This window comes from Inquilinus limosus (assembly GCF_051487185.1).
Taxonomy (GTDB): Bacteria; Pseudomonadota; Alphaproteobacteria; order DSM-16000; family Inquilinaceae; genus Inquilinus; species Inquilinus limosus_F.
Genome location: NZ_JAHVDK010000047.1, coordinates 1 through 21,845, shown reverse-complemented (window position 1 = coordinate 21,845; position 21,845 = coordinate 1). Strand labels below are relative to the sequence as shown.

The following is a 21,845-nucleotide window of genomic DNA, read 5'->3' as shown; positions in this document are numbered from 1 at the left end:
GTTCTCCCCTCTGTAATCGAGGCTCAACCAACTTCCGGTTCAGCTGACATTTTACGCGACTTGAACTTTTGGACACTTCCCTACCCACTGGACGCAGCAGCGACCGAAGTCTCCGAGAGTAGAAACGCAGCACCCTCCTGGCCACTTTCGAAAGCGGGCTGATCCAGCTCAGGCACCGTGATGCGACGCACGAAGAGCAATGTCGCCTCCCGCTCTTTGCTCCATGGATTTCAAGGGGCTGGGGGATCGACGACGGTCTCTTTGAGCAACCCGCACTTGATGGCCGCAATGTCATTCCTGTCGTCAGGGCAATACGGCAGGATTCGAGCGGTTGTGGGTGGGCGCAGCCAATGATGCGCGCTTCTCACTCCGTCTGCGAGCTGGGCCGCAGGAAGGTCGAGATGCTCCGACCAGAGGTCCATCCGCAGCTGCTGGGCAAAGGTGCGCGTGGAGGCGGTTGCCGGCACGCGGTCATCGAACACGAACGCGCCGATTTCGCTGTCATGTTCCCAGCCCCGCTTGTTGCAGTTGGCCGAACCGATCACTGCCAGTTCGTCGTCGAACACCCAGCATTTGGCGTGCACGTAGGTATGGCGGCCGAACTTGGGTGAGAACACGCGACGCCGCGTAGAGCAGGGAGGCGCAACGCCCGGGATCGGCGGCGAGACCAGCTGGAAAATCCTGACCTTAGCGCCGAGCGCCGGGGCGAGCCCATTGCTCAGCATCTCAACGAACTCGCGGCGGTAGGTCCAGATGCAGGGCGTGTCGCCGTTGATGTCCGACGCGGCGATCACGATCGTCAGGTGCTCGATGTTAGGCAGCGCGCTACGCAGGGCCCGAGCCGCGTCCAGGTTGAGCAGATACTGCTCCTCCATGTAGATGAACCGCCGGGCCCCTCCGATCGCGGCAAGTAGCATCGACTTGATGTCACGTTCGCGCGGCATGCCGGATCCCCGCCGCGGATTGAAGGTGCGTCCGATCACGATCGAACAGGTTTCGCCGGTCGAGCTCCGATCGGCTGGCAGCGGGCGGGTCAGCGCGGCCGTCGGAACTCGCGTGCGCCCCCGCAGCGGAGCGCGCGCCTCGATTGCGCGGCTGTCGGGGTGGTGGTCCCAGCGCTTGATGAAAGTTTGCAGTAAATCGAATGTCGCCGGTCCCTCAATTCGGCAATGCACATCGTGAAGCGGCGACCCGCCGCCACCGCTCATACTCTCAAGGTCCAGCATCTCCTCCCTATCGTCCACCTCCTCCTCGCCGGCAGCGATGCGAGGCGGGTTGCAAACGATGGTCGACGGTTGGATGCGGTCGGGATTGACGTCCAGTCCGCCGGTAAAGCCGACCAGCGCTCCTTCCGCGCCTCCGACAACCAGCAGCTTCTGGTGATGCGAGCCTCTCCTCAGTGTCTCATCGTCGATGATCGCCGCACCGCTGGGCAGGGCGTTGACCCGATCCGCAGATCTCTGCGTCTGTCGACGCTGGGTCGGATAAAGGACCGGCTGCTGCCAGAAGATGGCGCGGACCTGTACGCCTCGCGCCGCTGCATCGGCCAGCAAGCGGTACAGCTTGCTCGACGGATCGCAGCTGATCATGTCGAAATCATCGATGCAGATCCAGCCGAGCAAGTAGATAAAGGCATCGCCGCCGCGTGCAGACCGGACTGCCTGAACCATTGCGTCATAACCGGCCAGTGCCGAATTCGCCGGGTTTTCCGCATCAACCAGATGCCGCACTGCATTGCCAGTCCGCAGCACCGCCTGGGGGCCAATCGCCCGTGCGAGAATCGGCCCCCAGCGCGGCGGAGCGAGTTCCGACCGGAACGGCGGCGGCACCGGGCCCGGCTCGGGTTTAGGCTTTGGCTTCGGTTGTGGAAAAGCAAAGGGCGCGATCACCTCGACCCGCCGGCTCAGCTCCGGGTTGCCGGGCAGCTGCTCGCGCTCGCCCATGCTCGAGGGTGTGAAAACGAAGGAGAAGTGCCGCGTCGGTGCCTGTCGGCGTAGGCTGGCAATGATCCCGTCGGCCACGGCTTCCGCCCGTTTCTGGCCTAACGCCATGTTCTTGGCTTCGTCGCCCACCGGATCTGTATGGCCGACCAGCGACAGCCCGTCGATCGGCGTCGGACTGTCGAGACTGGCAAGCAGGCAGGCGGCAATCGCATCGATCTGCGGCAAGTGGTGCGGTTCGAGCCGATGCTGGCCGAAGGCGAAACGGTCGAGCACCTGGCGTTTGGGAAGACGGGGGCAGACCGGAGCAGAGGGAGCCGCGCCACCGCCGTTTGCCAGCGCCCGGCGCAAGACCGCAATCGTCTGCGGCCCGGCGATTCCGTCGACCTTCAGCCCATGCGCGGCCTGGAAGGCCCGCACCGCCGTGCGGGTGGCCTGTCCGTCGATGCCGTCAACCGTTAGCCCGGCATTGGCGACCTGGTTGAGCGCGCTCTGCAGCCAGCGCACATTGGCGTCGCCGGCCGCCTCGATGCCCGCGAGGGGGCTGGCCCAGTCGGCGACGAACTGCTCGCTCCAGCCATTCACGTTCCAGTGCTCCATCGTGCGTGTCCCCTCCAAAATGCGCCTGTGCTGGGTCCGTCACGGCAGTTCGAAGTGCATGAAGTCCTTGCTGCTGGTCCAGCTGCCGCCCCAGCGCAGCCCTGCTGCGATTAGTGCCTCGATGAGCGGCAGGTAGAGCGTGCAAAAGCCGTTTCGGGCATAGCGCTCGAGCCGCTCCCGGACCTCGCGTCCGGCCAGCGCCGCGGCGACTCGCTGATCGCTTTGCCGGGCGATCCATTCGTTGGTGAAATCTCGCTGGAATTGCCGACTGGCCTGCTGAAGGCGCGCCGGTGCGGCCTCGCGGCGCAGGTCCACTCCGGTCACGGCCTGGATGACGAGGAAGTCCCTGGCGTCCCTGACGTGCGGATTGGAATCCGCGTTCAGGTCGATCGCTCGGCCAAGCGCATGGAAACTCAATCGGTTCGTCCCTGCGATTTTCCGGACGTTGAGGCAGCCGAACCTGCTGATCGGTGGCTCGATCGACTGGCCGACCAGGGCCTCTTCGACAGCGCGCAGCGGCGCGACGAGATCGCGGTGACCGTCCTGGCGCCTGCCGAAGAAGCGCAGGCTGGTCATGTTGTTGGCTAGATAGCTTGCAGCGTCGCCGACCCCACGCTGGGCGAACATCGGCGCGAACTCGAGATATTCCTGCTCGCCGTTATGAAAGTATGCGTGCGCCCGCGGGTTCGCCAGCCACTGCGCGCGTGCTGTGTCGGGATCGGGCGCGGGGACAGCGGTCCGCTGACCTGAGGGCACCGGAGCTGTCGGACTTGGTTCCCCGCGCCGGCGGCGATGCTCGAGCTCCTGACCGGCCCTGCGACCGGAGGGGGGTGAAGGGGAGGGCGATGGCGAGGGGCCCGGTGGCGGCAGCGGTTGGGGGGTGACGCTGCTCTCGCGTGCGGCGGGCAGCTGCGCCAGGGCCCGCATCAGCGTCAGCACCCGATTCCGGTAGAGCCCCGCGCCATAGGCATGGCTGCCGCTGATCCGCCGGCCCATCAGATAGATCGACCCCGGGGTTCCGCGCGTCCCGACGGGCGGAACCGCATTGAGTACGTCGGCCCGGCGACTCATCACGCGATAGCTGTAGGGTCCGCCGGAATGGAAGGAGAAGGCGAGCGCCAGCATGTCGGGAACTCCGAACAGCTGCTCCCATTCGGCATTCGTGCTGGCGGTGCAGGTCTGGTCGTCGGTCAACGGCCCCCAGCGCTCGGCGAGCGCGCGCAGCACGGGGTCCGCGCCGCGATATTCCCTGACATAGCGGACGAGCCGAACATAGCTCGCCCGGCCGGTGATCTGGATGATGCCGCGGCCGCGGAACTTGTAAAAGTCGGCTTCGCGGATGAAGGCGGTCGCAGGATCCTGCTCGTCGGTGCTGAAGCCGTCCTGGGGATAGAAATGACCGTGCCACACGCCATCGAAATCATTTCCGTGCCGCGCCAGCCGGTCGGCTCCGGCAAGCGCGCCATGGGCGCTGATGAAGATCTCATCGTCGAAAAGCGAGCCGGCAGTTCGGCCGCCGCTGAGATGATTGTAGCTCGCCTTCCAATGCCCCGGGCGCAGCTCGATCCGATCAAAGAAATAGGCGAGGCCAGGATGCCGGCCGCGCGCGTCGGTGCGGCCTCCGCCTCCGCTACCGCTGGATTCGGTGCGCGCGGCAAAGTCGCCGCTGGTTTCGTTGAGCACGATCGCCACCAGCGCGGCGAACTCGAGCAGGCTGACCCGCGGCTGGCGATAGGCGAGCTCGAGACGGTCCCAGGATGCCCGAAAGCGCGTCTGAGCCGCCGCGCCCGTCGGCATGCGTAGCGCGCTGCCAGGTCCCGGCCGGGCGAACGGCTCACGTCCCGACAATTCGCGGTTGAACCAGTCGGCGAAGCCGCCGACCGCGGCGAAATGGGCCTCGAGCTCCGCCGCATTGGCAAACTCGCGTGCCGCCAGCCGACTGATCTCATCCTGTGACAAACCGCTGCGGGTGGTCGACTCGTCTTCGCCAATGTCGAACCAGTGTTCCTCGTCTTCCCGAGCGCTGGCGGCCGGACGCTGCGGCGCGTGCCGCCGACTGCCGAGGTCGAGATCGGCTGCGGCGTCAGCCAGCAAACGCCAGCCGTAGCGTCGGGGAATACCGCCGTGCGATTCGCGAGTCGCTTCGACCCGGAAGCGCCGCTCGAGCGTCGGGTTGCCCGCGGTCAGCGAGGCAATGGCCTGTGCCACTCGGCGGCTGTTCGCAGCGGTCGGCTCGCCGTCGCGGTAGAGCACGCGCAACGCGGCCCCGGCTGGTTCGGCTCCGCGCAGCCGTGCCTCGGCCCACCGGATCAGCGCATCAGGCCGCCCGTAAAGCGCGTCAAAGCAATAGATCTCGTCGGGGTCGTGATCGGCCAGCAGCCGCATCAAGGCAGCGCCGCCACCCGAATGCGCGGTCAGGATCACCCGGCCGGGATCGACCCGGCTGAGCCCTGCCTGCGCCGCGAACCGCTCGAGCGCGAACCTGATCAGCTGGCTGAGGGCTCCAGGAGCGAACAATGCCGGGAAATTGTAGCCGGTGTTCGACTGGCCGCCGTAGAAGTTCCCGCGCGGCAGAACGGCCAGCGTCGCCGTTCTCCGACCGACTTCCGCAGGATTGTTGGGATTGACGAAGTCCAAGCCGCTTTCCGGTAGCTTTTGGCGATCGATCCGCATCGCCTCGCCCAGGCCGGAAAAGCCGTGCAGGTGGACAACCACATCGACCCGCTTCGGCGCTACCTGCATCGCATTCCAGCGCAGCACGACGTCGGGCGGCGTTCCGCGGTGGCCGGCGATCAGCGGTAGCCGCTGGATTGTTTCCTGTCCGGCGAGGATTCCAGTCGCCCCGCTTGGCGCCGACGGTCGCGCCTGCGAGCGTCCCACGCCGCTCGCCGCCAGCATGGCGGCGCCCGCTTCGAGCAGCGCGAGCGCGTTCCAGCTCGCCCTGCCCATGATCCCGTCGGGCGCCGGCACCAGTCCCGGCGGGGCGAGCCGCTGCAATGCCAGCACTGCCGCGTGCAGCCGCGGTCCAAAGCGGCCATCCTCGGCGAGCGGCAGGTCGCCGAGGCCGGGCCGGCCGGCGGCGAGGCGTTGCGCGTGCAGCGCGTTGAGCCGCCGCTGTAGGTCCACGACCGCCGGTCCCACAGATCCGGACCGGAGGGTCGGCTCGCCGGGATCCTCCTCGGCCTCCCCTGGTCGGTCATCGGCAGGGGGTGCGTCGCCCGGCGGCATCAGCCGCAGCAGCATCGTGTCGAATAGCACCAATTCCGCCGCATTGGCCAGGCGCCGGCCGTAACGGTCCTGTTCTTCGCGCCGAACCGGCCAGACCTCGACCACTTGCAGATAATGGCCGGGCAACATGTTGGTGCCGCCTTCTGGGCGAATGCCACGCTCGGCGAGCTGCGCCGCGGGCACCAAGCCGGGCTCGGCCACGAAGGAGAGCTGCACCCAGCGCTGGCCTGGCACTGCCCGTAACATCAGATCGCCGCGCAGCGGCCGCTGGCCGCCGAGTGGCTCGCCGGGACGCGCAACCACCCGGACGTTGTGACCGAAGAGCCGCGGGACGGGACCGCTGCGATCGGCAATTGTGCGGAACAGACGGTAGAGCGACGGCGGCGGGCCATCGTCCGCCTCGCCGGTGTCCTCGTAATCGCCCAATGCTTCGCCCAGCGTCGCGATCAGGCCGGAGGAGGAACTCGGCGCGGCGGCGAGCGCAGCATTGACTGCGGCCATCACCTGCTCACCGACATATCTCGCGTCGATCTCAGAGAAGTCCGCGGAATGGTAGCTGCGCTCCAGCTCATCGATCCGCAGCGCCTCCTCGAGAGCCGCCTCGTCTTCGGCGTCATGATCGCATGCGCCGCCGCAGGATTTGTCCTCATCGGACTCGAGTTCGCCGACCTCTGTCGCGTGGGCCGCAGCGGCGGCAATAGGGTCGAGAGGAAGGTCGAGCGCCGTGGTGAGCGCCGGCTCTTGCGGGTGTGTGGTCGGCTCCGCCGCCGGAGCTGCCGGCGCCGCGGCAGGCGTGGGCGGGCTGGTCAGCGGGAGGCTGAGCGCAAACGGGCTTGCCCGCCCGCCTATCGGGACCGCAAGGCCAAGACCGCCTCCGCCGGGGCCAATTGGAATCTGGAATTGGAGCGGCAACGCGGCCGGCCGGCGGCTCCGATAACGGGCCTCGCCCATCTCTTCGTCCGCCTCGGCATCCCAGCCAGCGCCGGACAGGACCGGTTCCTCGAGGTCCTCTTCGACCGTCGCGACAATCTCATCGGCGTCGACCCTATCGAGACCCTGGTCGCCGCCGGCGGCGATTTCCTCCTCGTAGTCGGCCTCGCACTCGAAAGGCTCATCCTCCGGCACCGAAGGGTCACGGGGTTCGAAGGTGCTGTCGGGGATGGACATCTCGCTCTCCTCAAGGAAGGGCAGGCGCAAGTGTGGGCGTGGGATCAGCGAGGCCGCATGGCCGGCCGGCCGGGTCGGTGCAACGCGCGGTACCTTTCTTGCCGCGGCCACCGCCGCCGCCGGATCGAGATAGCCGGCGCCGAGCCGGTTGCGCTGGTCGGCGGGCACCGGTTCGACGCTGCCGACGAGCAGGGCACGGGTTTCCTCGATCCACAGCGGCCGGGGTGCCGCGGCAAACATCAGCGCGACCGTCCCGGCGACGTGCGGTGCGGCCATGCTTGTGCCTGACAGCCGGCTCTGCAGTGGCGCGGCACTCTTGTTCCGGGGGCGGGACCGGGCGCTGAGCACCTGGCAGCCCGGCGCGGCCAGCGTCGGCCGACTGTCGCGCCCGTCCCGGGTCGGACCGGAACTCGAAAAGCGGCCGGGTTCGCGCCCTTCGGAATGGGCGTCATAGGCAGCCACCGCAATGGTTGCGTAGCCATTACAAATCGTGCCGATGGTCGAGCGCGGGTCGACATCGGCGTCCGTAAACACCAGCCGCCCTGGACCGGTCGGATCTCGCTCGACCCACGCATGGACGCGCCCGTCGCCGACGGAGTGGCCGTTGACCGACAGCGACCAGCGGCCGGGTGGCGCTTCGGGGAACAGGAACAGGGAGACCTGGCAGTCGCCGTTGTTCGGATCGTCGGTGCGATTGTAGAGGCGGCCGACGATTCGGCCGCCGTGGCGCAGGTCGCCGCGATCGTCCGGTTCGATCGGGCCGAGGGCGACCCCGTCCGGACCGTTGACGGCGAAGGCTAGCCGGTCGGCGCGCGGGTACCAAATGTCAAGTTCGGCCCGGCTCCGGCCCTCACGGAGCTCAAGCCTCAGCGTGCGGGTCTCGCCCGGGAGAAGCGTGAGCTGGGCATGCGCCTCCTTGGCGTAATAGTTGCCGCAGCTCATCGTGATCGCCCGGCCCGGACGCGACAGCAGGAGATGATCGAGCGCCTGTTCCGTCAGAGACAGTCCATCGTGCTGCCCCGCCTGCCTGCCGAGGCTGGCGTTGATGACCAGCGGACGGTCGCCGGCAATGTGATCGGCGAAATCGCAGCCTTCGAGCAAGTCGGTCGAGCTGCCGAGGGCCTGCTGCCCCTGAGGCGTGCGTGTGGTGAGATCGACGAACAGCAGTTCGGCTTCCGGCGCGAGACCGGCCAGCGTGCCCTGAGCGCCGCTCCCGCCTGAAATGCCCAAAGTATGAGCGCCGTGGCTGCCCTTGCCCCGGTCCGACGTCCACCAGCGATAGCCCCCCAGCGCCGCGTAGGGGTCAGCCGTGGCCAGCGCCCGGTCGATTTCCTCGCGCAGATAGATGCGGCCGAAGCCGTACCGATTGGGATGGGCGGGGTCGTAGGCCTGCCCCTGGGCCCACAGCGCGAATAGCCTTGTCTTTCCACTTGGACCTGGTTCTCGAAACGCCGGGTGGGTGATGTCGAGGCCCCAATCGAGGTGGGCGAGCACCACACCGGCGCCCGTGGGCAGACCCTGCGGGCGCCGTTCATCGCCAGGGCGCAGGGCGAGATCGTCACTCGCCTCCTCCATCCAGTCATCGGCGTCGAGAGCGGGCGTGTAGTCCTGCGGTCGCTTCATGCTCGCGACCTGCGCCCGCGCCCTCTCGAGGTCGCCACGCCGCAACCGGCAGGTGGCGATCAGCCCGAAACGGGCGATAATCCGCAACAGCGACGGTGGCGGCTGATCTTCGCGAAGCCGGACGATGACCGACACTTCGTCGTCGGGATCGCCTTCCTCGGCGAGCTCCCACAGCGCGCTTTCCACTTGTGCCTCTCTGGTCGAAGCGCTGGCCGCCCGGCGGTAACGCTGACAGCCGCGAACTGAGATCGCTAACTGGTGGTTTGCTGCCCGCGTTTCCGCTCTTCACTTGGCAGCTTGCCTTTCAGCGTGTCGACGTCGTTCTTCACGGTACCCATGTCGCTCTGGAGGGCATCAACATCCTTTTTTATTTCGCCAAGCCCCCTCTCCACGGCGCCAACCTTGCTGTTTAGGCTGCTGATTTCCTGTTGGACCGTAGTGACTTGTTCCAGTAGCAGGTCGATTTTGTCTTTCGGCTGGTCTTCCGGGCCGGCACCGACACTTAGCTTGATCTGGGAGCCTTCCTCGACCAACTCGTCGGTGCCGCCAGGTGGCAGTTGGCGGAGCACCTTGTCTTTCTCTGCCGCGTCGCTTCGGTGGTACTCAACTAGTGGCGTTAAGCCTTGATCCTTAAGTATCTGGCGTGCCTCGTCCACGGGTTTAGCGACGACATCGGGCACGTTGACCAGTGCGCGTCCTATCGCCTGGTCGACGCTTCCTGCGCCAAGATTGCGCCGCCGGCGTTCGGCCGCGACCAGCACGGGCGCGAGGCCAAGCGGACCTTTCACAACCAGGGCACATGCAGTGTAAAAGGCACTCTCATGGGAGGGCAGGTTCGCCTGCTTGGCGGTGAAGCTGGTCGCCAGCGGGTTCAGCACGTCATTCACGGCCTTGTCCTTTCCTCAACGTTTCGGATCGAAGATGCCGCTCGCGTAGGCCAGCGCTCCGATGGCGATCAGATTGTTGGTATTGCCCAGCATTCCGCCGCCCGATGACGTCGAGGACATGCCGCTACCTGAAACGAGATCGGAGCCGACGAGATGCAGGAGCGGTGCCACCTGGCCGAACTTGCTATCCGGCGGGGCGATCAGCGGAATCAGCGCGGACAGGGTTTGGGTGGTCCTGAGGTCGGCGCGCAGCTTGCCGAGATCCTTCTTGGCGCTAGCCTGCAGTCGGTTCATGTCGCCGACGACCGTTCGCACACGGCCGTCAACGGTCTTGATCGCTGTTGCATTGGCAGTGATTTGCTGCCGGACCCGCGCGAGAGCGGCCTCAAGCTGCGCCTGGGTCACTGGGCCGCCGGTAGGGCGGCCACGGAAGGTGCTGGCGCCGGTCGCGGTGCGGACGGGCCGCGGCCGCCGTCGGCGACGGGACTCCGTGTCGTAGCTCTCGTCCTCTAGGATGTCGTAGAGATCAGTGTCCCAGCTCTCGATGTCGGGCGAATCGACGTCAGGCGCATCGAGATAGGTTTCGGGGGTATCGTAGTTCATGATCCTGCTCCTACTTCCGTGGCGGTTGGGGGATCGGCGGGTCGCGCCGAGGGGTTGCGCGGCCAGGGGCGACGCGGCGGAGCGCGGCGCAATAGTGCCCTGACCCGCTCCACCGCCGGTCGCACGTAGCGGTGGAACTCATCGGCCTGTGGAGTGCGCGAGCCCGGCGTTCCTTCACCACCACAGGTGTCGCACAACAGATCATCACCGAAGCAGTTGGGGCAGGCGCCTAGCGCCGCGGCGAGCGCTTCGAGCCGCGAACGGCTCGCCTCCACCTCGGCATAGAGCCGCCGCGCGGTCTCGCTCAGCTGTTCGACCGCCTCGGCCTGCTCGGCCCGGATTTCCTCGCGCAAATCCTCGCGCAGCTGGTCGACGTTGCCTCCGCTGCCCTGCTCCTCGACCAGCTTGAGCAGCATGCCAATGTGCGGATTGTCGTCACCCTGGCCGGCCAGCGCGCTCATCATCACCTTCTGCGGGTCGACCGAACCGGAGCGGAGCGCCTCGAGAAAAGCCATGGCGCTCGCGCCGAGGAGCGGCGTGTCCGCCGCACGGTTTCCATTGGCGGTCTGAGGCTCGCCCGTCCGCTCCTCGTCGACCGCGACGTCAAGGACCTCGCTGTCACCAGGCATCGTTTTTCTCCGCAACTGAGAGGGCGTAGTCAATGGCCTCGGCCTCGGCGAGATCGAGCTGGTCGTAAAGCTCGTCGTCCGCCGAATATTCCTCTTCCGCCAGCTCGTCCTCGGCATCCCAGCCTGCTGCCTCGGCGAGCTCTTCGCTGCCGATCGCCTCGGCCAGCCGCTCCGCCTGCGCCTCATTGAGCATGTCCCACAGGCGCGCGGCACGGTCGCTCGGCAACGCGGGATCGCCCACGAAGCCCTCTGCTCCATCGGTCATGAACGCCAGTGCGGCCGCCTCGCCCTCGCCGTCGGCTTCGCCCTCCGCCGCTTCGGTCGCTACTTGCTGGGCGAGGTGAGCAAGCAGATGTGCGAAATTGCCGACCGGGACTTGCGCTTGTCCTACTGGGATCGACTTGCGCCCCAGCCGACCGAGGCGCATTGCTGCTAGCGCTCGCTGCAGTTCCGACCGCTGCAGAGCGCTGAACAGCTGGCCCGCGGCGCCGCTTCCGCCGAATAGGCCTGTTAATGCTCCAGCGGCTTGGGGGGATGACAATAGACCGCCGAGCTGGGCCAGCTGGCCAAATCCGGCGCCCGGCGCTGCGCCAGGTTGCGGGAGCGGGCCGGGTGCTGGTCTGCGTTGTCCTCCAGCCGCCCCACCCAGCCCACTGACAGTCGAGCCCAGCGCGCTGCCGACCCGGCCCATCGGCGTGAACTGGCCGGCGAGAGAGGTCACCCCGCTCAAAGCGCCGCCGATCTGACGCGCGGTCCCCCCGCCATACCGGCTCAGCCCGGCGCCGGCACCGCCGATGGCAGCGCCGGCGATAACACCCGGCAAACCGGCGGCCGATCCCGCCATCGCGCCCTGCAGCGCGCCTCCCCCGACGTGCGCTACGGCAGGCGCGGCTTTCGTGGCGAAGCGGCCGATATCGCGCGCGGCCGATGAGAAGAACCGACCGATCCCCTCGTGCGCCTCGTCGAGTTCCTGCTCTATCGAGTCGGCCATGCCGACGCCGAATACGCGATCGATCTGACCACGAAGTTCGCGAGCAGGAAGTTGGGCAAGGGACGGGTCGACCACCGCCCGCAGGTTGGCGAAGGAACTCGAAGCCAGGGACGGGTCGTAGGCGGTCATTGTCTGCTCCGAAGTTGGCGCGCAAAGGCTCGCTCTGGCCCGTCAGTCGGTGTCGGCCGGCGGGCGGCGACGTTCGGCAAAGATTCGGCGGAGTAGCCTGACCAGCGCATCGAATCCGGCAAACGCACCCAGTGTTCGACCGGATAGGTCGCGGATCGTGCCACGTGTCGCCCGTTGCTTTTCCTCGGGATCGACGCTGCCCGATTCGTACCACCAGCGCACGATGATCGTCGAAACCGGCGAGGGATTCGCTGGATCGGACTGGTCAGCCCCATTGTGGTCATCCACGTCGCCCTCCAGGCACAACGAACCTGAAACTGACGTATGATGGGCAAGTCGGATCACCGAACCATCACCGCGGCTTCACCAAACTCTCACGAGGGGCCGGCGGCCCCGCTCTTTCAGGTGCCGAGCGATTGATCGAGAAGGTGGACCGATTCGACGAGGTGGCGCCGCACTTGCAGCATTGCGTCGCGATGGCGCATGGAAGCCGGTGCCGACTCAAGGCAGCCTGGAGCCGTTTCCTTGCCCGCGATCTCAGCCGCGAGTGCGCGGGTCTCAGACATGGGCCCGATGCCTAGTTCGCTCTGGAGCAGGGCGGCAAGTGCGCGATACTGGTCCAATGCGAGGGCGCGGTTCCCGCAACGTGCGTGAGCGGTCATCAACAATCGCTGGGCATCCTCTCGGAGCGGCTCGGCGGCGCACAGGGTTTGGGCGGCCTGTCGAGCTGAGACCCAGTCGCCGGCGCGGGCTTCGGCGGTTGCCAGAGCAAAGAGTGCGTCCAGATAAAGTGCGCGCAGTCGTTCGCGCTCAATCGCGATCCACTCTGAATCTCGATCGCCAAGTAGAGATCCGCGATAGAGTTGTAGCGCACGAGCGAGCCGGCGCCGCTGCAATTCCGATGAGAGCATGTCGGGAGACGTGAGGGCGAGCCGCGCACGACGCTCAAATGCAAATATGTCAATCCAGACAGTGCGATTGACTGACAGCTTCACGGATCCGGCGGTCTGGACGAGTAACTCTTGACCTTTTGGCAGGCGGCATTTGATGCGCCAGAGTGCAGTCGCCAGGCAGTGTCGCGCAGCGTGCTCATACTGTTCCGGCCATAACCTCCCAGCGATCGCGCTGCGGCCAAGGCACCATCCTGGAGAAACAAGCAGGCAGCTGAGTACCAACCACCAGACCTCTGGCATGTCGATCACCCCGACGTCGGATCGTGAAAACCGTTCTCGTCCAAGCAGATAGATGCCCCAAGTCGCCATGTCGCAAGGCGCCTCCGTCGCAGGGCGCTGACCCAAGCATATCAACTGGGTTAGACGATTTGCTTTGTGGGATTATTTATAGAAGTACCCCCAACCAAGCGTTTACTATTTGATCGAAGTTGGCGCCTGCCGTCGTCGTATGAACATACGAGATGTGATAGTTTTTTTCTTGGAGGTGGGATGGCTTCTCTTGCGCGAGAGGAGCGCTCGATGTTGTAGCTTAACCAACTTTCCGAAGTTATTGCTCGATTTCAAGATGCTACTTTGGATAACACGTGGTGGGATGCCGCTCTGAGAGCGATCACCTGCGCCATAGGCGGCAGCAACGGTGGGCCGACGATTTCAAATCCGCAGACGCGCCCGATCACGGTAATGCCGGTCGATCCAGAGGCTCTGCGCAGCTACAATGATTATTTCATGCGCGCGAATCCGATGTCACCGTCCCTGGAACGTGCGTCCCAGGAGAATTTAGTCTCCCTACGATCTGTCATTTCCTTGGGGGATCTTATCCGCAGCGAACTCTACAATGACTGGATCTTACCGACTTAAGCTGGTGACGGTGTATTCGCTGCGATCCTTCGCGACTACAATCGCGTTTGGTGGCTCGGCAAGGGAGCGTCCTTGCGTTCAGAGGCCCTCACTGGCGCGGGCAAGCCGAAGCTGCTGCAACTCCTAGTCCCGCACCTCCGGCAGGCCATCCGACCTTGTTCACGGCTTCAAGGATTGCGCGATGACCGGACCGACATACTCGAAGCCTTCAAGCGCTTGCCACATGCCGCCGTGCTGCGCCCACTTTCCGCAGCCAGACACGCAGCATCGCTCCATTGAGCGCTCTCCGGACCTCGGTTGCTGCTATGCCGTCTCCGCGATCGCCTTGGCGTTGTGGCGGTCGATGAAGCGCGTGATCGCAATGACTGACGCCAGCTCGTCCCATTGCCGATCGAGTAGGCCGACGCGGCGCCGCATCGTTGTCAGGATGTCCAGGCGGCGGATCCCCCTGTCGACCGGAGCGGTCCTCGAAACGCCGCATTCCGGAAAGATGGTCAGCCAGCCAAAGTCGCTGGGGGTGCCTCCCTGGCTTGACGAAGCGCGAGCGCTGCTCGCAGGCGGGCACACAAAAATATCGGCAGCCAGGCAACTGGGCGTTGTTCCCTCCCGATTTTACCGGGCACTCGACAAATACCTGCGCGCGCCAACATAACCGCACGCCCGCTCGACCGAGTCCTTGGCCCTGCTAGGGCTTTCAGCCACTCCGAACCATCACGACCGCGGCCCGAACAGGTCTGGCTCCGGATCCGGCTGCTGCTGTGCCACCAATGCGGGCGGCCGCGGCGACTTGGCGGGCCAGCGAATCATCCCCTCGGAGGAGAAGGGCCGGAGCATGGCCTTCACCTCCTCGAGGGCAGCTCGACATCTCCGAACCAGAATGGCAGCTGGTCTCTGGTGAGAATCGCCGGCATGCGGTCGTGGATTTCACCGACCACGCTGTTGGCCGGGACCATGACCGTCGCAAAGGTGCGGATCCAGGTATCGGTCCCTTTGTCGCGCCAGGCGTCCCAAATGCCAGCGACCAGCATCGAGGACCCGTCGGCCATCCCGATGGCGAACAGCCGGCCCTTCGGCTGGCCGATCGTCCGGCGCTGGGTGAAGAAGCCGGCCGAGATGATGCAGCGGCGCCGGCGAAAGGACTGGGCGAACGGCTGCAGCTCGTCGACCGTCTCGGCCCGGGCGTGAAGGTACGGCCGGGACATGTCGGGCGCCCAGTGGGGCACCAAGCCCCATTTGAGCAGGTCGAAATGCTTTCGGCCGGTCTCGGGATTGCGCCGGACGACGATGACCTCCGCGCCCTCGACCATCTGCCCGGGCTTGTGGCCATTGGCACGGGCCCGCTCCGCCTGCAGGCGGACGAGCTCGGCGAGACGTTCGCTTGTCGTGCTCTCGGACGAAGCCATGACGATCCAGATAGGCTGAGACGAGAGATTGTCATCGATCCGGGGACCGCCGGAATGCGCAAGATCCGGCGGATCGGGAATTCTTCGAGCCCGAGCCGGATCAAAGATCCGATCGTCGTCTCTGGACATGGACGTTTCCCGGAAATGTGCATGGCGAAGAATAAAGCTGTTGAACTGTCGTCGCCTTAATTATAATTCAACGGCCCTGCCCGCGATTCTGTAATAACGTAAGTTCGCGAAACCACCGGAGTGATTTGATGAGCGAAGTTGGCTCGGTATCCCCTCAGGCTACGGCGGACGAGACGCGCCGCCTCACTGTCCAGATCGTCTCGGCCCATGTCGCGCACAACAACGTGGCTCAGGCGGACCTGCCAGCGCTGATCGCGCAGGTGTATGGCGCGCTGAGCGGCCTGGGAAAGGCGGCGGAGCCGGCAGCCCCGGCTCGGCCTGACCCCGCGGTGCCCATCCGAAAGTCCGTCACGCCCGACTACATCGTCTGTCTCGAGGACGGCAAGAAGCTGAAGATGCTGAAGCGGCATCTGTCGTCGGCCTACAACATGACCCCGGACCAGTACCGCGAGCGTTGGGGCCTGCCGGCGGATTATCCTATGGTGGCACCCGGTTACGCCGAGCAGCGCAGCAAGCTGGCCAAGGCGATCGGCCTTGGCACTCGTCGCAGCGAGCCGCCCGTTGCGCCAGCCCCGGCAGCGAAGGCTCCCCGCACCCGCAAGACGGCGGCGGCGAAAACGGCAACAGCCTGAGAACTGGCTCGCACCGCGGAGTCCGACCCCGAGCTTGCCTGCGGGTGGACCAGACCGCTGATGCGCAGTGCGAACCACAATGTGAAAGTTCGCCAGAGCCGAGGCGCGGCTCTCTGACCTCGCCTCGGCCTGAACCGCGCATCCTTCGTTTCCTGTACAGGCGGAAGACCACGGCGTGACATTCGTGGCCGTGAGGCAGTCCTTCAACACCATGACCAGCATGGGCCGGCTCACGCTCAATGTCCTCTTGTCCTTCGCCCAATTCGAGCGCGAGGTCACGGGGAGAGCGTCTGAGAGACTGGTTCGCTGGCGCCCCAGCCCGGGGACTGTGGGTCAGTGGTTCTGCGCCCTACGAGTACGACGTCGAAAATCTTCGCCTCGTCGTCAATGAGGTGCAGGCCGCGGTCGTCCGTCATGTCTTTGCCGCCTTTCCGGCGATCGGCTCCGCCAGAGCGCTGGCGACCCAGCTCAACGCGCGGGGGCATCTGAACAAGGGCGGACGGCCGTTCAGCCGGCGCGTGGTCATGGCCATTCTGCAAAACCGCCTCTATCGAGGCGAACTCGTACATAAGGGGAGGGCGCTCCCGGACCAGCACCAGGCCATCATCTCGGAAGCCGCATGATGGCGCGCCCAGACGGCGATCGCCGAGAGTGCTCGACGGAAGGCTGCTCTGAGGCGGCCGCCCGTGAACGGCATGCTGAAAGCCCTTCTCTTCGACGCGACGGGACGACGGCTGATCCATGTCTTCGTCCATAGGAAAGCCCGCACCTACCGATCCTATGTGCCACGCATTACGTGATACGGCCCCGGCACAGCATCGAGCGGCCAGTTCAAGGCGGCCGACGTGGAGGACGCCGTCATGCAGCTCCTGACCAGGATTACGGGCGTCGCCGGCGAGCCAGGCGATGAGTTTGCTGCAACCGGTCATATCCGCCGGATGGTCTCCCGGATCGGCATGGCCGAGAAGGTCATGCGCGTCACCCTGACGACCGGAGCCGTTCTTGAGACGGTTCATCTAGGCAAAATCGTCAGCCAACTGAAGACCAGGAGCGCGCCTCCCTGGCTCCATGAGGCGCAAGAACTCCTGGCGGGCGGACACTCGAAAGCTTCTGCGGCCAGACGCCTGGGTGTTGTCCCATGTCGATTGTATCGCGCGATCGATCGATACGCCGGCGCACCGGGATGATCGGGATGGCTGCTCGTCTGCGCCACATCGACCCGCGCCGCGATTCCCGTCCAGCTCACCCGATCGTGAAGTTTGGATAATGCTAATTACGGCATACGGTGCGGAGCGGCACGAGCCTGGGAAAGCGACCGATCCCCCGGCGCCGCGCCGCCGCGCCTCCCCTGTGAGACTCCGATGAGCATCACAGCTCAAAGGTCTCCGCACCCAGTCGCACACCACGGATGGTTAGCTCGAAATCCGCTATTGTGTCACCGTCAACATAGCCCTTCACTATTGTGTCAGCGGTATACTCGATGGTGAGAGCGCCTGGCTTAATCGCTCCACTTGTCACCAAGAAAAACTCGTCGTTGCCGCTTGGGTTTGTCTGGTCCGCATCGATAGCTCTTAGGTCGACTTTGTCTCCCCCACCGCTGCCCATGTGAAAAAACCCCTCGATGACATCAGAGTTTCCCGGAGTAGAATCGGCGATACTAGTGTAAACGACTGTGTCAACGGGCTCGTCGAATCCCTCTCCTACCAAGATGATCCTGTCCTGACCGGCGCCTCCGATGAGTAAATCTGTGGAATGGCTGTCATAGAGAACGTCATTTCCGTCACCGCCTTCCAAGATCTCGTCGCCATTACCTCCGGTCAGGGTATCATCGAAGCGGCTGCCGACCAGGTTCTCGATGCCGGCGAGGGTGTCGCCCGATGCGTGACCGCCGCTGGCCGTGCCTGCCGTGAGGTCGATTTTCACGGCTTCATCCGACTGCGCATATTCGGCCGTATCCCTTTCCCCCCATCCAGAGCCGCCCTCCATCTTGTCTTCGCCGCTGGCTCCAATGAGGATGTCGTTTCCCCCGCCGCCATTGAGCGTGTCATTGCCGGCGCCGCCGTTGAGGGTATTGGCAGCGTCGTCGCCATCGATCGTGTCGTCGCCGTCGCCGCCGTCAGCGCCAGTGCCGGGCGTGTCCTCGGCCGCGGTCGCAACGGTCATCAGGCCGGCCGGAGTCGGCGCGGCCAGGCTGATGGTGTCGCCGCCCTTGCCGCCAAGGATGCTCTCGATGCTGGTGTAGCGGCCTGTGCCGAAATCGATGGTGACGCCGGTGGTGCTGGCGGAGAAGTCGAGTGTGTCGTCGCCGGCGCCGCCGTCGATGACGTCCAGCCCGTCGGTGCCGATGATGGTGTCGTCGCCGGCCCCGGCCTGGATGCGGTTGGCGAGCGCGCTGCCCTCCAGCACGTCGGCGAAGGCCGAACCGGTCAGGTTCTCGATTCCGGTCAGGGTGTCGCCCGCGGCCTCGCCCTGGGTTCCGGTCCCGGTCGACAGACTCACCGCCACCCCGGCAGTGGCCAGGGCGTAGCTCGCGGTGTCGGAGCCCCTGCCGCCGATCAGCTCGTCGGCGCCGATGCCGCCGATGAGGGTGTCGTCGCCGCCCGAACCGTCGAGCCGGTCGGCATCCTCCAGTCCGACCAGGATGTTGGCCCCGGCGTCGCCGGTGATGTCGTCGGCATGGGCCGAACCGACGACGTTCTCGAAGCCGTTGACCAGCACGTCGCCGTCGGCGTCGCCGCCCCAGGCGCCGAGCAGGCCGAGCAGCAGATTGCCGAGGTTGATGTGCACCCCGACATCGGATTCGGAGTAGCCGACGGTATCGGTACCGGTGCCGCCGGTGAGCAGGTCGAGCCCGCCCTTGCCTTCGACATAGTCGTTGCCGGCGCCGCCGCCGATGGTGCCGAGCAGGAAGTCGTCGCCGTAGAGGACATCGTCCTGCCCATTCCTGGGATCGATCCGCAGCAGGGCCAGGAGTTCCGCTGAGACAGTCATGACTCTCTCCTCACCTCGGGTTCAGGGGAATGGTCGAGTTGAATGCCGTGAGATCGCGGCCAGCGTCTCGCCCAGGACGCGCCGCCACCGGGCCGCCAGGGTGTCCCAGGCATAGCGGGGATCCGTCGCGACGGCGTAAGCCTGCCGGGCCCGCTTCGTCCGCAGCTCGGGGTCGCGGTACAGCCGTTCCAGCGCCGCGGCCACAGTCTCCGGCGCGATGATCTTTTCCTCGAAGGACAACGTTCGGTGATGGAGCGTCACCGACGGCTCCAGCAGCTCGGCGGCGCCGCGCCAGATCTCGCCCGGGGCACTGAAGCCCGGCACGATCTGGGCGGCGCCGGTGGCCGCGTGCTCGAACGCCACCAGGCCCCAGCCTTCGGCGTTGGCGGTGTTGAGGCCGACATCACAGGCGTTGTAGAGCCGGTTCAGCGTCGCGTCGTCGAGCCGCGGCGTCCCGAGCCAGCGGCCGTCGAAGATCAGCCGCGGGCCGAGGCCGAGATGCCCGGCCAGGGTCGGGATGTCCCAGCCCACGTCTTTCCGGCCCATATGCAGACAAAGCTGCACCGAGGCCGGCTTGTCCCTGGCGAACAGGGCGAAGCCGCGCAGGGTGACGTCGATCTGCTTGCGCGGCTGGTTGCGGTTGGCGTTGAGGACGATGAAGGCGTCCGCCAGCTCTGGCCGCTGCGGCCAGAGGGCGGCGCGGGCACGTGGCCGGTCCGGCACCGGCCGGTCGGCCGAGCCGCCGATCGGATGAAAGGCCGCGGTGTCGATGCCATGCGGGATCACCTCGAGCCCCGGGAAGGGCGCCGCGCCACCGTTGCGCCGGGCCCGCCGGGCCTGCGCCGCCTCAACGGCCGCCTTGGCGAACTCCGTGTAGAGCACCAGCCGGGTCAGGCCGGCTAGGCGGTCGAGCAGCGCCGGGTCGACCGGCCCCGCCTCGAGCGGGCAATAGGCCACGATCGGCGGCAGCGGCCTGGTGTCGCCGAGCGCGTCGAGATACAGCGCGACCACGTCGAGATCGTTGATGATCCAGACGAGGTCGGGCTTCAGCTTGGCGATCAGCGGGCCAAGCCGGCGCGTGCCATGCAGGTCACGCTCGCGCCGCGCCTGGTAGACCGGCCAGGGCAGCTCATGCGGATCGCCGTCGTAGTTGCTGCCGAGCTGGACGATGTCGAAGGAATCGCCCAGCCGCCGCAGCAGCGCCTCGGCCACCCGGGCCAGGCCGGTGGGCGCCGCGGCATCTCCGACCGCCAGTAGACGTGGCCGGCGGCCATCGGCGGTCGGGGCCAGGCCATCCATCCGTACCTCCTCGGTTCGGGTGGGCCCGGCCGCCTCCGGGCGGGAAGCGGCCGGTCCGGCGCGGGACGATCAGAGGATGATGTCGGTCTCGCTCAGCGGCGCGTCGACATGAACCTCGATCGTGAAATCGGGAGTCTGATCGCCGTCGACATAGCCGTTGATGCGGGCAAGGCCGTCGCCGCCGGCCCCGGTCGCCGGAATGAACTCGAGCGTCAGATCGCCCGGGACATGCTGGCCGTCGATGCTGGTGATCCGGAAGGCGTCGTCCTCCGGCGTCGACGGATCGGCGTCGATCGCCGACAGGTCGATCCGGTCGCCGCCGCTGAGGGAGTGGAAGAAATCGAGGATGGTGTCGGGCGCGCTGGAGGTCGAATCGTCGATGCTGGTGTAGCGGATCACGTCGGAGCCACCACCGGTCCTGATCCTGTCCTTGCCCGCCCCACCATCGAGCATGTCGCTGCCGTTGGCGCCGTCCAGCGTGTCCTCTCCGCCGCCGCCGATCAGGACGTTGTCGACATCGTTACCGATCAGCACATCTATGTTCGCGCTGCCGACCAGGTTCTCGACGTTGACGACGGTGTCGCCCGCTGCGTCGCCGAATTGGCCGGTGCCGTTCCAGAGATTGACCGTGACACCGGTGCTCGATTGCGAGTAGTCGGCAGTATCGACGCCGTCGCCACCGTCCAGCGCATCGGCGCCGGCGCCGCCGATCAGCACGTCGTCCCGGTTGCCGCCGGTGATAGTGTCACTGCCTTCGCCACCGTCGAGAGTATCTCCGGTGCTGTCCTCATCCGCAGCTAAGGCAACCGCCGCGGCCGACGTCTCGTCAGAGCTGGCGCCATGGATCTCATCGTGACCATCGCCGCCACGGACGTCGTTGTGCCCATATTTGTCATAGCTGTATTTGTCGTCTTCCTTATAGCTGCCGGCATAGATCTTGTCGTCGCCGCCTCCGCCGTCGATCTTATTGTAACCTTCACTTGCATCCTTGCCATAATCACCATCAGAATAGTCTTTCTTATAGTGGTCACCTCCATAAATCTCGTCTTTGCCATCACCGCCCTTCAGATCGCCATAGCCGGATTTGTAGTCCTCCTTATCATAATTATCCTTGTAGTAGTGACCGCCGGTTAGCTTGTCATCTCCGGCTCCGCCGTCGACGGCCACTGATCCGCTGGTCTCGTCTGCGGTCGCGGCCAACGTCGCCAAGGCAGACGATGAGTTGGCGCGGCCGGCGCTCATCACGTCGCCGCCTGTGCCGCCAAGGACATTCTCCACGCTGATGTAGTTTCCGGAGCCGAAGTCGATCTCGACGCCGGTGGTGTTGGCGGCCGGCCAGGATGCGGTTGGCCAGCGCGCTGCCCTCCAGCACGTCGGCGAAGGCCGAGCCGGTCAGGTTCTCGATTCCGGTCAGGGTGTCGCCCGCGGCCTCGCCGGCCGTGCCGGTCCCGGTCGACAGGCTGACCTTGACCCCGGCATTGGCCAGGGCATAGCTCGCGGTGTCGGAGCCCCTGTCGCCGATCAGCGCGTCGGCGCCGAAGCCACCGATCAGGGTGTCGTCGCCGCCCGAGCCGTCGAGCCGGTCGGCATCCTCCAGTCCGACTAGGATGTTGGCCCCGGCGTCGCCGGTGATGTCGTCGGCATGGGCCGAACCGACCACGTTCTCGAAGCCGTTGACCAGCACGTCGCCGTCGGCGTCGCCGCCCCAGGCGCCGAGCAGGCCGAGCAGCAGATTGCCGAGATTGATGTGCACCCCGACATCGGATTCCGAGTAGCCGACGGT

Annotated in this window: 17 protein-coding genes and 1 pseudogene; 4 read left to right on the top strand and 14 right to left on the bottom strand. The window is 66.0% G+C overall.

The features are described 5' to 3' along the window. Window positions 1-230: 230 nt before the first annotated feature. The 10 genes and pseudogenes from KXR53_RS33840 to KXR53_RS33795 form a co-directional block, all read right to left on the bottom strand. Window positions 231-725: a phospholipase D-like domain-containing protein gene (locus KXR53_RS33840; protein ID WP_437380039.1), complete on the bottom strand. Its 495-nt coding sequence runs from the start codon at window positions 723-725 to the stop codon at window positions 231-233. Between the two features lie 1,575 nt (window positions 726-2,300). Beyond that, window positions 2,301-2,540 (bottom strand): annotated as a pseudogene (locus KXR53_RS33835) (peptidoglycan-binding domain-containing protein); the annotation flags it as partial. A gap of 39 nt (window positions 2,541-2,579) precedes the next feature. Beyond that, window positions 2,580-8,744, bottom strand: coding sequence for a S8 family serine peptidase (locus tag KXR53_RS33830; RefSeq protein WP_437380030.1), 6,165 nt, complete (start codon window positions 8,742-8,744; stop codon window positions 2,580-2,582). A 65-nt stretch (window positions 8,745-8,809) separates the two neighbouring features. Further along, window positions 8,810-9,445, bottom strand: a complete 636-nt coding sequence (locus KXR53_RS33825) for a PASTA domain-containing protein (protein ID WP_437380029.1) — start codon at window positions 9,443-9,445, stop codon at window positions 8,810-8,812. 15 nt (window positions 9,446-9,460) lie between these two features. Then, entirely contained in the window at window positions 9,461-10,048 is a 588-nt protein-coding gene (locus KXR53_RS33820) for a hypothetical protein (RefSeq protein ID WP_437380028.1), read from the bottom strand. Then, window positions 10,045-10,677: a hypothetical protein gene (locus KXR53_RS33815; protein WP_437380027.1), complete on the bottom strand. Its 633-nt coding sequence runs from the start codon at window positions 10,675-10,677 to the stop codon at window positions 10,045-10,047. Before KXR53_RS33815 ends, KXR53_RS33820 begins: the two co-directional genes overlap by 4 nt. Then, the gene (locus tag KXR53_RS33810) at window positions 10,667-11,797 is read right to left on the bottom strand and encodes a hypothetical protein (protein ID WP_437380026.1); all 1,131 of its coding nucleotides are present in this window, start codon (window positions 11,795-11,797) and stop codon (window positions 10,667-10,669) included. The genes KXR53_RS33815 and KXR53_RS33810 overlap by 11 nt, the downstream gene beginning before the upstream one ends. A gap of 42 nt (window positions 11,798-11,839) precedes the next feature. After that, window positions 11,840-12,085 (bottom strand): hypothetical protein, encoded by a 246-nt coding sequence (locus KXR53_RS33805; protein ID WP_437380025.1) that lies wholly within the window; start codon window positions 12,083-12,085, stop codon window positions 11,840-11,842. A gap of 113 nt (window positions 12,086-12,198) precedes the next feature. Next, the gene (locus KXR53_RS33800) at window positions 12,199-13,059 is read right to left on the bottom strand and encodes an AfsR/SARP family transcriptional regulator (protein WP_437380024.1); all 861 of its coding nucleotides are present in this window, start codon (window positions 13,057-13,059) and stop codon (window positions 12,199-12,201) included. Between the two features lie 1,388 nt (window positions 13,060-14,447). Further along, window positions 14,448-15,011: an SOS response-associated peptidase gene (locus KXR53_RS33795; protein ID WP_437380023.1), complete on the bottom strand. Its 564-nt coding sequence runs from the start codon at window positions 15,009-15,011 to the stop codon at window positions 14,448-14,450. A 257-nt stretch (window positions 15,012-15,268) separates the two neighbouring features. Between KXR53_RS33795 and KXR53_RS33790 the strand changes: the two genes are divergently transcribed. The 4 genes from KXR53_RS33790 to KXR53_RS33775 all read left to right on the top strand — a co-directional run bounded on the left by KXR53_RS33790 (window position 15,269) and on the right by KXR53_RS33775 (window position 16,959). Further along, complete coding sequence (locus KXR53_RS33790; RefSeq protein WP_437380022.1) at window positions 15,269-15,772, top strand: MucR family transcriptional regulator; 504 nt, start codon at window positions 15,269-15,271, stop codon at window positions 15,770-15,772. A 211-nt stretch (window positions 15,773-15,983) separates the two neighbouring features. Continuing rightward, complete coding sequence (locus tag KXR53_RS33785) at window positions 15,984-16,163, top strand: hypothetical protein (protein ID WP_437380038.1); 180 nt, start codon at window positions 15,984-15,986, stop codon at window positions 16,161-16,163. 1 nt (window position 16,164) lies between these two features. Further along, window positions 16,165-16,395, top strand: a complete 231-nt coding sequence (locus KXR53_RS33780) for a recombinase family protein (RefSeq protein ID WP_437380021.1) — start codon at window positions 16,165-16,167, stop codon at window positions 16,393-16,395. A 237-nt stretch (window positions 16,396-16,632) separates the two neighbouring features. After that, complete coding sequence (locus KXR53_RS33775) at window positions 16,633-16,959, top strand: hypothetical protein (protein ID WP_437380020.1); 327 nt, start codon at window positions 16,633-16,635, stop codon at window positions 16,957-16,959. A 181-nt stretch (window positions 16,960-17,140) separates the two neighbouring features. Here the strand turns inward: KXR53_RS33775 and KXR53_RS33770 are convergent, their stop codons facing one another. The 4 genes from KXR53_RS33770 to KXR53_RS33755 form a co-directional block, all read right to left on the bottom strand. Next, entirely contained in the window at window positions 17,141-18,763 is a 1,623-nt protein-coding gene (locus KXR53_RS33770) for a calcium-binding protein (RefSeq protein ID WP_437380019.1), read from the bottom strand. 21 nt (window positions 18,764-18,784) lie between these two features. Further along, window positions 18,785-20,062: a glycosyltransferase family protein gene (locus tag KXR53_RS33765; protein ID WP_437380018.1), complete on the bottom strand. Its 1,278-nt coding sequence runs from the start codon at window positions 20,060-20,062 to the stop codon at window positions 18,785-18,787. Between the two features lie 69 nt (window positions 20,063-20,131). After that, the gene (locus KXR53_RS33760) at window positions 20,132-21,304 is read right to left on the bottom strand and encodes a calcium-binding protein (protein WP_437380017.1); all 1,173 of its coding nucleotides are present in this window, start codon (window positions 21,302-21,304) and stop codon (window positions 20,132-20,134) included. Beyond that, window positions 21,201-21,845, bottom strand: a 645-nt coding sequence (locus tag KXR53_RS33755; protein WP_437380016.1) for a calcium-binding protein, incomplete at its 5' end; no start/stop codon positions are given. The genes KXR53_RS33755 and KXR53_RS33760, both read right to left, overlap by 104 nt.

Excerpts from the sequence above, each read along its gene's own strand:
- KXR53_RS33790 (WP_437380022.1), top strand. The coding sequence starts at position 15,269 with ATGAGCGAAGTTGGCTCGGTATCCCCTCAGGCTACGGCGGACGAGACG.
- KXR53_RS33815 (WP_437380027.1), bottom strand. The coding sequence starts at position 10,677 with ATGCCTGGTGACAGCGAGGTCCTTGACGTCGCGGTCGACGAGGAGCGG.
- KXR53_RS33795 (WP_437380023.1), bottom strand. The coding sequence starts at position 15,011 with ATGGCTTCGTCCGAGAGCACGACAAGCGAACGTCTCGCCGAGCTCGTC.
- KXR53_RS33840 (WP_437380039.1), bottom strand. The coding sequence starts at position 725 with ATGCTGAGCAATGGGCTCGCCCCGGCGCTCGGCGCTAAGGTCAGGATT.
- KXR53_RS33760 (WP_437380017.1), bottom strand. The coding sequence starts at position 21,304 with ATGAGCGCCGGCCGCGCCAACTCATCGTCTGCCTTGGCGACGTTGGCC.
- KXR53_RS33820 (WP_437380028.1), bottom strand. The coding sequence starts at position 10,048 with ATGAACTACGATACCCCCGAAACCTATCTCGATGCGCCTGACGTCGAT.
- KXR53_RS33775 (WP_437380020.1), top strand. The coding sequence starts at position 16,633 with ATGCAGCTCCTGACCAGGATTACGGGCGTCGCCGGCGAGCCAGGCGAT.
- KXR53_RS33770 (WP_437380019.1), bottom strand. The coding sequence starts at position 18,763 with ATGACTGTCTCAGCGGAACTCCTGGCCCTGCTGCGGATCGATCCCAGG.
- KXR53_RS33810 (WP_437380026.1), bottom strand. The coding sequence starts at position 11,797 with ATGACCGCCTACGACCCGTCCCTGGCTTCGAGTTCCTTCGCCAACCTG.
- KXR53_RS33765 (WP_437380018.1), bottom strand. The coding sequence starts at position 20,062 with ATGGATGGCCTGGCCCCGACCGCCGATGGCCGCCGGCCACGTCTACTG.
- KXR53_RS33800 (WP_437380024.1), bottom strand. The coding sequence starts at position 13,059 with ATGGCGACTTGGGGCATCTATCTGCTTGGACGAGAACGGTTTTCACGA.
- KXR53_RS33785 (WP_437380038.1), top strand. The coding sequence starts at position 15,984 with ATGACCAGCATGGGCCGGCTCACGCTCAATGTCCTCTTGTCCTTCGCC.